This is a genomic window from Streptomyces sp. NPDC046759 (assembly GCF_040645475.1).
Classification (GTDB): Bacteria; Actinomycetota; Actinomycetes; order Streptomycetales; family Streptomycetaceae; genus Streptomyces.
In genome coordinates this window covers 26,659-35,333 of sequence record NZ_JBEYYJ010000039.1, presented here as the reverse complement: position 1 = coordinate 35,333, position 8,675 = coordinate 26,659, and the positions used below count along the sequence as shown (strand labels likewise).

General features: G+C 65.4%; 7 protein-coding genes and 3 pseudogenes. 9 read left to right on the top strand and 1 reads right to left on the bottom strand.

Going from position 1 to position 8,675, the window contains the following annotated elements; genetic code table 11:
- Positions 1-31: 31 nt before the first annotated feature.
- The 9 genes and pseudogenes from ABZ919_RS36660 (at position 32) to ABZ919_RS36620 (ending at position 7,734) form a co-directional block, all read left to right on the top strand.
- Complete coding sequence (locus ABZ919_RS36660) at positions 32-1,081, top strand: tetratricopeptide repeat protein (protein ID WP_361257063.1); 1,050 nt, start codon at positions 32-34, stop codon at positions 1,079-1,081.
- Between the two features lie 57 nt (positions 1,082-1,138).
- Positions 1,139-1,492 (top strand): annotated as a pseudogene (locus tag ABZ919_RS36655) (IS982 family transposase); the annotation flags it as partial.
- A pseudogene (locus tag ABZ919_RS36650) lies at positions 1,491-1,853 on the top strand (site-specific integrase); the annotation flags it as partial. The pseudogenes ABZ919_RS36655 and ABZ919_RS36650, both read left to right, overlap by 2 nt.
- A 397-nt stretch (positions 1,854-2,250) precedes the next feature.
- Positions 2,251-2,589 (top strand): hypothetical protein, encoded by a 339-nt coding sequence (locus tag ABZ919_RS36645; protein WP_361256979.1) that lies wholly within the window; start codon positions 2,251-2,253, stop codon positions 2,587-2,589.
- A gap of 899 nt (positions 2,590-3,488) precedes the next feature.
- Complete coding sequence (locus ABZ919_RS36640) at positions 3,489-3,659, top strand: helix-turn-helix domain-containing protein (protein WP_360973688.1); 171 nt, start codon at positions 3,489-3,491, stop codon at positions 3,657-3,659.
- Between the two features lie 62 nt (positions 3,660-3,721).
- Positions 3,722-5,030: pseudogene (locus ABZ919_RS36635) on the top strand (site-specific integrase).
- Between the two features lie 748 nt (positions 5,031-5,778).
- Positions 5,779-6,054, top strand: a complete 276-nt coding sequence (locus ABZ919_RS36630) for a hypothetical protein (protein WP_361256976.1) — start codon at positions 5,779-5,781, stop codon at positions 6,052-6,054.
- Positions 6,055-6,183: 129 nt separating this feature from the next.
- Positions 6,184-6,591, top strand: a complete 408-nt coding sequence (locus ABZ919_RS36625) for a hypothetical protein (protein ID WP_361256973.1) — start codon at positions 6,184-6,186, stop codon at positions 6,589-6,591.
- Positions 6,592-7,173: 582 nt separating this feature from the next.
- Positions 7,174-7,734 carry a hypothetical protein gene (locus ABZ919_RS36620; protein ID WP_361256970.1) on the top strand — a complete coding sequence of 187 codons (561 nt, stop codon included), beginning with the start codon at positions 7,174-7,176 and terminating at the stop codon, positions 7,732-7,734.
- A 27-nt stretch (positions 7,735-7,761) separates the two neighbouring features.
- Here ABZ919_RS36620 and ABZ919_RS36615 read toward each other — a convergent pair whose 3' ends face one another.
- Positions 7,762-8,037 carry a GNAT family N-acetyltransferase gene (locus ABZ919_RS36615; protein ID WP_361257060.1) on the bottom strand — a complete coding sequence of 92 codons (276 nt, stop codon included), beginning with the start codon at positions 8,035-8,037 and terminating at the stop codon, positions 7,762-7,764.
- Between the last annotated feature and the right edge of the window lie 638 nt (positions 8,038-8,675).

The following is an 8,675-nucleotide window of genomic DNA, read 5'->3' as shown; positions in this document are numbered from 1 at the left end:
CAGCCTTGGGCAGTATGCGGAGGCCCGCCGCATGGTCGAGGACACCCTCGAACGTCGCCGTCGCGTCCTCGGCGCCGACCACCCCGACACCCTCACCTCTGCCCATGACCTCGCGGCCACCCTTCATAATCTCGGGCAGTATGCGGAGGCCCGCCGCATGGTCGAGGACACCCTCGAACGTCGCCGTCGCGTCCTCGGCGACGACCACCCCAACACCCTCACCTACACCCACAGCCTCGCCGCCACCCTTCATAATCTCGGGCAGTACACGGAAGCCCGCCGCATCGACGAGGACACCCTCGAACGTCGCCGTCGTGTCCTCGGCGACGACCACCCCGACACCCTCGACTCCGCCCATAGTCTCGCGGTCACCCTGCACAGCCTCGGGCAGTATGCGGAGGCCCGCCGCACGCATGAGGACACCCTCGAACGTCGCCGTCGCGTCCTCGGCGACGACCACCCCGACACCCTCGACTCCGCCCATAGTCTCGCGGCCACCCTGCACGGCCTTGGGCAGTATGCGGAGGCCCGCCGCATGGTCGAGGACACCCTCGAACGTCGCCGTCGTGTCCTCGGCGACGACCACCCCAATACTCTCGGCTCCGCCCATAGTCTCGCGCTCATCCTGCACAGCCTTGGGCAGCACGCGGAGGCCCACCGCATGCACGAGGACACCCTCGAACGTCGCCGTCGCGTCCTCGGCGCCGACCACCCCGACACCCTCACCTCTGCCCATGACCTCGCCGTCACCCTTCATAATCTCGGGCGGTATGCGGAGGCCCGCCGCATCGACGAGGACACCCTCGAACGTCGCCGTCGCGTCCTCGGCGACGACCACCCCAGCACCCTCCGCTCCGCCCACAGTCTCGCGCTCACCATGGGCAGCCTTCGAGAACATCCGGCAGCGGCACAGCTACTTAAAGACACTCGCATTCGAAGCCGCCGAATTCTCGGTGACGATGATGAATTCACCAGAAAAGTCACCAAAACCCTTGCCGCGGCACTAACTGCTGCAGGCCGGCCACACGAAGCCCACAAACTACTGTCTCCACGCAACGGGAAGCGCCGGAAGCACCGCTAGACGAGTAGTTCCGAATGCGGGGTTCACGGACGCGGGGAGGGTGTCCAACATCGGGTTGTGACGACCGAGTTAGACACCCTCTTGACCGCACTGTACGTGCACATCGACGACCGCTTGAAGGCCCCGCGCCGGCGTGGCCGGCCGCCGAGGCTGACCGACGCCGAACTGGTCACCCTGGCCGTGGCCCAGGCCATGCCGGGCTTCCACTGCGAGGCCCGCTGGCTGCGCTTCGCCCATGCCCGCCTGCACGGACTGTTCCCCTACCTGCCCCAGCGCCCCGCCTACAACAAGCGTCTGCGGGCCGCGCTGGGCCTGGTCAAACGAGCCATCCGGTCCCTGGCTACGGACACCGACCTGTGGCTGGACCCGCTGTGGATCGTGGACTCCACCCCGGTCGAGTGCGCCCGCACCCCAGCTCGTCGCGGTGCTCCACGATCACCTCGCCACGTTCGGCACGGCGGAAGACGGGCGACTCTTCTTCAGCGATAAGGGCTCGGTCGTCCCGTCCTCGACCTACTACCGCGTGTGGCAGGAGGCTCGGCTCCTGGCGCTTCCGCCGGCCGTCGCGGCCTCGCCGCTCGCGAGCAGGCCGTACGACCTTCGACACTCGGCGCTGTCGACGTGGCTCAATGCCGGAGTGGATCCCACCGAAGTTGCCGAGCGCGCCGGCAACAGTGTCGAGGTCCTGCTGACCCGCTACGCGAAGTGCCTCGACGGACGGCAGGACGTCGCCAACCGCCGCATTGAGGACCTGCTCCGCGAGTACGAGTGAGACACCCTGCACCTACATGGAGGCCCCAGGCCTACCGCCTGGGGCCTCCATCTGTCTGCCGAGCTGCCTGCTGTGCGTACGAGAACGGCTCCGACCGAGGCAGCCATCCCCACCGACCTCACCTATCGCGGGCACCCACTCGATCAGAGGCGCGCCCGACGTTGAGACCCCCCACGCGCAACGCGTGCTCATCGCCAACTACCCTTGCTGTCGCGGAACCTGACCGAGCAGAACACGAGTCAAGCTGTTGACGAGCTGTCGAAGGATCGTCGACGACCTGACGAAAGTCGGCCTGCTCACGGGGGTTTACTAGGCAGTCACATCTGTCCACGCGGACGACCGGACACGGTCAGCTTCGCTTTCTGCGGACAGTCGAGGCCGATAGTCGATAAGGAGCATGGCAATGCTGAAGAGGTCACTGGTGGCCGTTATGAGCGCTTCCGCCCTCGCCATAGGGGCGCTGGGGCTGAGCTCCGGATCTGCCTCGGCAGCTTCCACCTGGAAGCTGAAGGCCACGTGCAGCTCAGTCAACATACGAGCGAAGTCCAACACCAGCGCGAAGGTCAATGGCGTCGCTTACAAGGGTGACCTCATGAACGGCACAAAGGTGGACTATAAGGGCTACAAGGACATCAAGGTAGACAAGGCCTGGATCTACGGCAAGGTGGTCCGTAAGGATCACAAGGTCATTTACGGTTGGGCCGCGCTCAAGTGCTTCAACCCTTACGAGCAGTAGGGGAAACCTGCTCGGACAATCACACGGCCTCTGACCGTTTTACCCGGTCAGGGACCGTTCGCCTGGCGGTGGGTGTGGAATCTGAACCCACATTGACTCGCGCCGCGACGGCCTCCAAGACCGCTGATCATTCAGGAGACCAGGTTCGAATCCCGCCGCCGGCACCGTGCCGACCCGTCTAGCTCGCGCCCCGTCTCGTGCCTCAAAATTCTCGGCGTGGCAGACATGGGACCCACCGAAGAAGAGGCGCCGGATGGGCTGTTGGGCTGGTGCCTGGTGGCCAACGTGGCGCGAGAGACCGCGCACGGTGAGAGCGGCCTCGACATCCAGCACGGTACGAAGCACTTCCGCGCAGGCGCCCTGCTGTGGCTCCCGCCCGTCCGCTGGGACCCCGGCCACTGTCGCTGGCCCGCGGTGGGTCGACACCGAGGTAATGGGCGCCGGTACGTCAGCATGGTCGTACGCACGGAGGACCTGGAGAACTTCCGGGTCAAGGGTGTCTACAGCGAAGCTCTCGTCCGCGGTCTTAACGGCTACGAGCACGACCCGGCCGCCCTCGGACCCTGCAGAACCCGTGGACCCGCGAGTGGGCCCAGGCAACGGCGGACAGCTGGAACCAGCCCCGGGAGCCCGTCCGCATCGACGGTCACTCTCACCCTTGGATGTCCGTTCCCAACCCTCCGCCGGCAGAGCTCCAGATCGACGGTGAAACGCTGCACCTCGCTCACTACGGCACCAGGGGAGCCCACTACAGCCGCACACCCCCTCCCGTTGAATGGACATCCGAGCCCTGAGAGGGTCCTTCGAAGGTGCGAGTGGAGAAGCGAAGCCGCTGGTGGGGATCAAGTGACGCACCCGGTGGCCTCGTCCCGAAGGAGCCTGAGGTGCAAGACGAGCTGATGACCGTCCGGCAGATCCTCGATGAGCTCGGGGGAGTTTCTCGGCGGACGTTCTACCGGTGGCGTGAGCTGGGTCAGGGGCCGGCCGCCTTCAAGCTCCCAAATGGGGAACTGCGGGTTTGGCGGAGCGACTTCCGGACCTGGCTGCGGCAGTTGGAGACCGCCGCGTGAAGTCTCTCGACGTGAAGGTCTAGGGCGTCCGTAAGCGGGACACTAAAACACCGTCCTACGGGGTGCGCTGGTCAGTAGCCGGAAATGTCTTCTCCGAGTCTTTCCGAACCAAGGCGCTCGCTGACCACTACCGCACGAAGCTCATGCGTGCGATGCGCGACGGCGAGGAGTTCGACACGGGGACTGGCCTTCCGGCGTCGATGGAGGAGACGAAGTCGGCCGTGTCCTGGTACGACTTTGCCCTTAGGTATCTCGCGATGAAGTGGCCACATGCCGCCCCCAACACGCGAGACGGCATCAACGAATCGCTCACTAGCGTGACCATGGAACTTTTCGGTGAGCGTCCCGGACGACCGTCTGACGAGATGATCCGCAAAGCACTCCGCAACTGGGGCGTTCGTATTGCCGGCACCACAGGAACGAGAGGTGCCGGACGACGTCCTTAATGTTCTCCATTGGGTTGCCAAGGCGTCTCGACCGCTCGCGGATCTCTCCGAACCCGTCACGGCGCGGGTGGTGCTCGACTCCCTGAAACTCAAGCTCGATGGCACAGGGGCAGCCGCCGAAACCGTCCGGCGTAAGCGCCGTACTCTCGTCAACGCTGCGAACTATGCGGTCGACCTCGGGGAGCTGCGCGAGAATCCGATCACGGCCGTTCGCTGGCAGAAGCCCAAGGTTTCGAACCAGGTCGATCCCCGCGTCGTCGCCAACCCGGAGCAGGCCCGCAATCTCCTGGCTGCAGTGTCCTACGTGGGCGGCTACCGGCGTGCTCGGGGTCGGCGTCTCGTCGGCCTGTTCGCGGCGATGTACTTCGGTGGCCTCCGTCCTGCTGAGGCGGTCGGCCTGGTGGAGACTGTCCTGCTCCTCCCCGAGCACGGCTGGGGCTCGGCGCTGCTCCACCGGACTCGTCCGTCGGTCGGCAAGCAGTGGACGGACTCGGGGGAGACCCACGACGACCGCGGGCTGAAGAATCGGCCGACTGAGGACGTTCGGCGGGTGCCCATTCCGCCTCAGCTCGTCGCGGTGCTTCGCGATCACCTCACCACTTTCGGCACGGCGGAGGACGGGCGACTCTTCTTCAGTGAGAAGGGTTCGGTCGTCCCCTCCTCGACCTACTACCGCGTATGGCAAGAAGCGCGGCTCCTGGCGCTCCCGCCCGCTGTCGCGGCCTCGCCGCTCGCGAGTAGGCCGTACGACCTTCGACATTCAACGCTGTCGACGTGGCTCAACGCCGGGGTTGATCCCACCGAAGTCGCCGAGCGCGCCGGCAACAGCGTTGAGGTCCTGCTGACCCGGTACGCGAAGTGCCTCGACGGTCGGCAGGATGTTGCCAACCGCCGCATCGAGGACCTGCTCCGCGAGTACGAGTGAGACAAGCCGCACTCACACGGAGCCCCAGGCAGCGGCCTGGGGCCTCCTCTCGTTTCGGGCCTACCTGCACTGCGAGGCATTCAGTAACCCCACACAGCATTTAGGTCGCCCTGGTAGGTGCTCCCTGATACCACGCCACTCCCCCAAAGTGGCTGTCCGGTCAGACCGTCGTAGGTGATGCCGTTGCTGCAGTACACGTAGCTGGCTTGCACTGGGACGCCATACTGGGCGTCAGAGGTGCAATAGATCGCCGGGACGGCCGTACGCGTGGTAGCCGACGGCGAGGCTGGCGTTGCGGCGTTTGAGGGCCCCGCAAGGCTGGTCGCGCCCGCAACTGCCAGTGCGAGAACGGCAGTAACCCGAATTGTGCGGTGGATGTTTGGTATCTTCATGGTTGCATGCTCCTCAATGCATGCGATCAAACCTGGTTAGACTAACTTAATTGCATCGCTCCCGGGAATGGTTGTGCATCTTCGCGGGAAAGCGATGACTGCGTGAGCACCTTCGCTCGCGCTGAGGCGCTAATAGACTCTGCGCCTTTTAGGGCTCATCTATTGAAACTGGGACCACTCAAGTGCCGCCCCGTAGAGATGCGGCCGGGAGGTCCAACGCGCGCGCACTCAATTATTTTCACGGTGTTGTTATCGGGTATATGGGCCGGACGGCCTAAATGTTGGCAGCCGGGCCGATCGTTCAACGCGCCAGCCGGCCGCGTGCGCTCACCCACGCCAGCGAGTACATCTGGGCTGTGGCCCTCACACCGCTGATCGAGCCCATGCTCGCCGAGGCCTGGTCCGTGCTCCCGCCCGGCCGGGCACTGCCGGGCGGCCTCGCGTACGAGCAGAAGCCCGACGGCTACCGCGCCCTGCTCTTCGCCCGTAGGTGGGCGCTACGCAGCTCGATGTCCGGGTGTACCAGGAGCGCCAGGTATCGGCACTCGCCGCTCTCAGGCGTTCTCACGGCCGACCAGGTGGAGCAGGTGTACAGCGTTGCTCACCATCGCCAGGCTTGGAACCAGGCCTGAGCCGGGCATCCCGATGGGGTGCCGGCCGTTCCCACTGGAGCCATGAGCGGCCCCGCACGACTTGAGCGTCCGTCTCCGGCGCTATTGTTCCGTCGCCTTCTTCCCTTCCCCCTCCGCAGAGGAGCGCCGGTGCGCAGGGCTGCTTGCATCGCCCTCGGTCTGATCCTGATCGTCGAGGCTCTCTGGCTGTTCGTTCTGCTCGCCGGGATCACTGTTATCGCTGTGGCCTTCCCTCGCGAACCTGACCGCCCCGGCGCGACGTGGATGACCTATGTCGCGTTCGCTCTGGCCCTGCTCTGGGTCGTCGCATGTCTTTGGGGCTCTTTCCGGTCCTTCGAACGTGCGTATCGCCGGCCGATCGCGACCTGGTCCCGGGGCTTCTTTTTCCTCGCCCTCGGCCACCTCGCCGTCACTGTCCTATCCGCGACCGACGGCTTCCCGCTCGTGGCCCTCGGTGAACTAGCGTGCGTGCCTCTTGTCCTCCTGGCGGCCCGGCCCTCGCGCTCCCGCGCCTCGACGGTAGTTCGAGGACGCTGAGGTGCTGTGGACCGACCGTCCAGCGGTGTTGTGGCTTTCTGGGGGCTCACCTGCGGCGATGCTCCAAGATCCCGTCCACGGCTCGTCCACAGACCCCGACCTGCGGCCGCTTCGGGCCGCATACGGCTGCACATGCGCGAAGACCCCGGCCTCAGCGTTTCCGCTGGTGACGGGGTCTTTGGGCACCTCATCGAGCGCGCCGGCAACAGCGTTGAGGTTTTGCTGACCGTACGCGAAGTGCCTCGACGGTCGTCAGGACGTCGCCAACCGGCGTATCGAGGATCTGCTTCGCGAGTACGAGTGAGACACGCTGCGCCCCACCGAGGCCCCGGGCAGTTGGCGGATCCGCAATCCAGCTCAGACCGTGCCATGGCGGAGTGTGAGACAGATCTGGTCGTCGAGGTCTGGTCGAACCGCCGTTGCCAACCGCTCCGCCCCGGTTGGTCTGGCCAGGTATCAGAAGCTCCAGGTAGAGCCGACGGTTGGTCAGATGGAGGGTACACCTATATAACTTGCGAAGATCATGTGAACGATGAACTCTCAAGGTGCAATGTGTCTCGACGTTTCCTTCACTTCGTCCCGATGGCGCTGCTGGTAGCCCTGCTCGCAGGGTGCGCTGCGGGGCAGGCGGGTACCCCTGTGGCGGCAAGCCCCAAGAGCAAGCCGACTGCGGTGGCAACTACGCGGGCTCCCTCTGTGAAGCCGTCGCCGGCAAAGAAGCTGCACTCCACGAAGAAGCCGCGCTCTCGCTGCGCCAAGGGCTCTGTCACCGCTCGCCTCAAGTGCCTGAACCCCGCCATCAAGAGCGTCCAGGTGCTGGGCAAGGGGGAGAATCTGGACGTGACGATCTTCGTAAATTCGGCCGCCTCGCAAGCTTTGTTCGGAGTCGAAGCCACGGTCCATGGCGAGAATCAGGATGTCGTCCGGGCGGCAGCGAGAGTCTTTGGGCAGTCCTCTGTTGAAGGGCTGTCAGTCATCGGGGTGGGGCCGCTCGAGGACAAGTACGGCAACACAAGTACACAGCCGCTTTGGGTCTGGGGCACGTATCACGGTCATTTTTCCCATTTCAACCTGGGTGTCCTGGAGATGAAGACCCTTTGGGATGCCGGCGACAAGTCGGGGTTCATGCCGGGGCTCGCCTGATGGCACAGTCGGCCTGGGGCTAACAGCTCACCGAGCGGGGAAGGTGAGTCGTAGAACGATCTCGCCGTCGTCGATCTCCCCGGTCGGCTCGAACCCGGACTTCTGGTAGAAGGGCCACGGCTCGCCGTCGCCGGGCTCGTAGCTGGTCAGCAGCTCGGTGGCGCCGTCCGCGCGCACCTGGGCGGCGACCTGCGTGAGCGCCTCTCGGTCGATCCCTCGCCCCTGGTACCGCTTGTCGACGAGGAGGCGCCAGAGGAAGTGGCGCCCTTTGCAGGGATCGGCCGGCGGTTTCCGCGACAGCATCACGAAGCCGACTGGCTCATCGCCGCGGTACACGGCGCGGTACCAGGGATTGGCCTCCGGTTTCTCGCCGCCTCCTTGAGGGAGTGGGACACGGAGGCGACGAATTGCTTCTGGTCACGTCGGACGCGGAGGGCGCGGACGGCATCCCGGTTGTCGTCGGTGATCTCCCGTAGGCGCACGCTCGGGGATCTCATGCCACACCCCTCCCGCATCCGGCAGCTGCGCCGCCCCGTGAAGAGCCGATACCGGGCGGCATTGCCGCGCATCCGCGTTGCCGAGGCCTCCAGGTCGGACGTCTTCGCAGCGTATTCGACCCAGGTGATCTGGAGCGGCACTGGCACGCCGGGCTGTGACCGCGCCCAAGGCAGCTCCTAGCTAAGAGAGCAACCTGGCCTGACGCGGCGATGCGCATGCGCAGGCCCCTTCGTCAGCTAGAGGGGCTGACCTGGGTAATCGCTCGGCCGCGACCGGCTCCCCGTCGACCCGCGGACCAGTCGGATGCCGCAGCCGAAGGCGATCCCGAGAGGTTTCCTCCGAAACGTACCGAAAGGCTATTGACTTATGGCATCCGGCGCGCATCGTGATTAGTAGGCCATAACACTGAAAGAGTCGCAAAGTCGATGAGGACGTCTAGCCGG

What these genes read in the sequence shown, in the direction of transcription:
- ABZ919_RS36660 (WP_361257063.1), top strand. Translation starts at nt 32, where the DNA reads ATGGTCGAGGACACCCTCGAACGTCGCCGTCGCGTCCTCGGCGCCGAC.
- ABZ919_RS36645 (WP_361256979.1), top strand. Translation starts at nt 2,251, where the DNA reads ATGGCAATGCTGAAGAGGTCACTGGTGGCCGTTATGAGCGCTTCCGCC.
- ABZ919_RS36640 (WP_360973688.1), top strand. Translation starts at nt 3,489, where the DNA reads ATGACCGTCCGGCAGATCCTCGATGAGCTCGGGGGAGTTTCTCGGCGG.
- ABZ919_RS36620 (WP_361256970.1), top strand. Translation starts at nt 7,174, where the DNA reads ATGGCGCTGCTGGTAGCCCTGCTCGCAGGGTGCGCTGCGGGGCAGGCG.
- ABZ919_RS36615 (WP_361257060.1), bottom strand. Translation starts at nt 8,037, where the DNA reads ATGCTGTCGCGGAAACCGCCGGCCGATCCCTGCAAAGGGCGCCACTTC.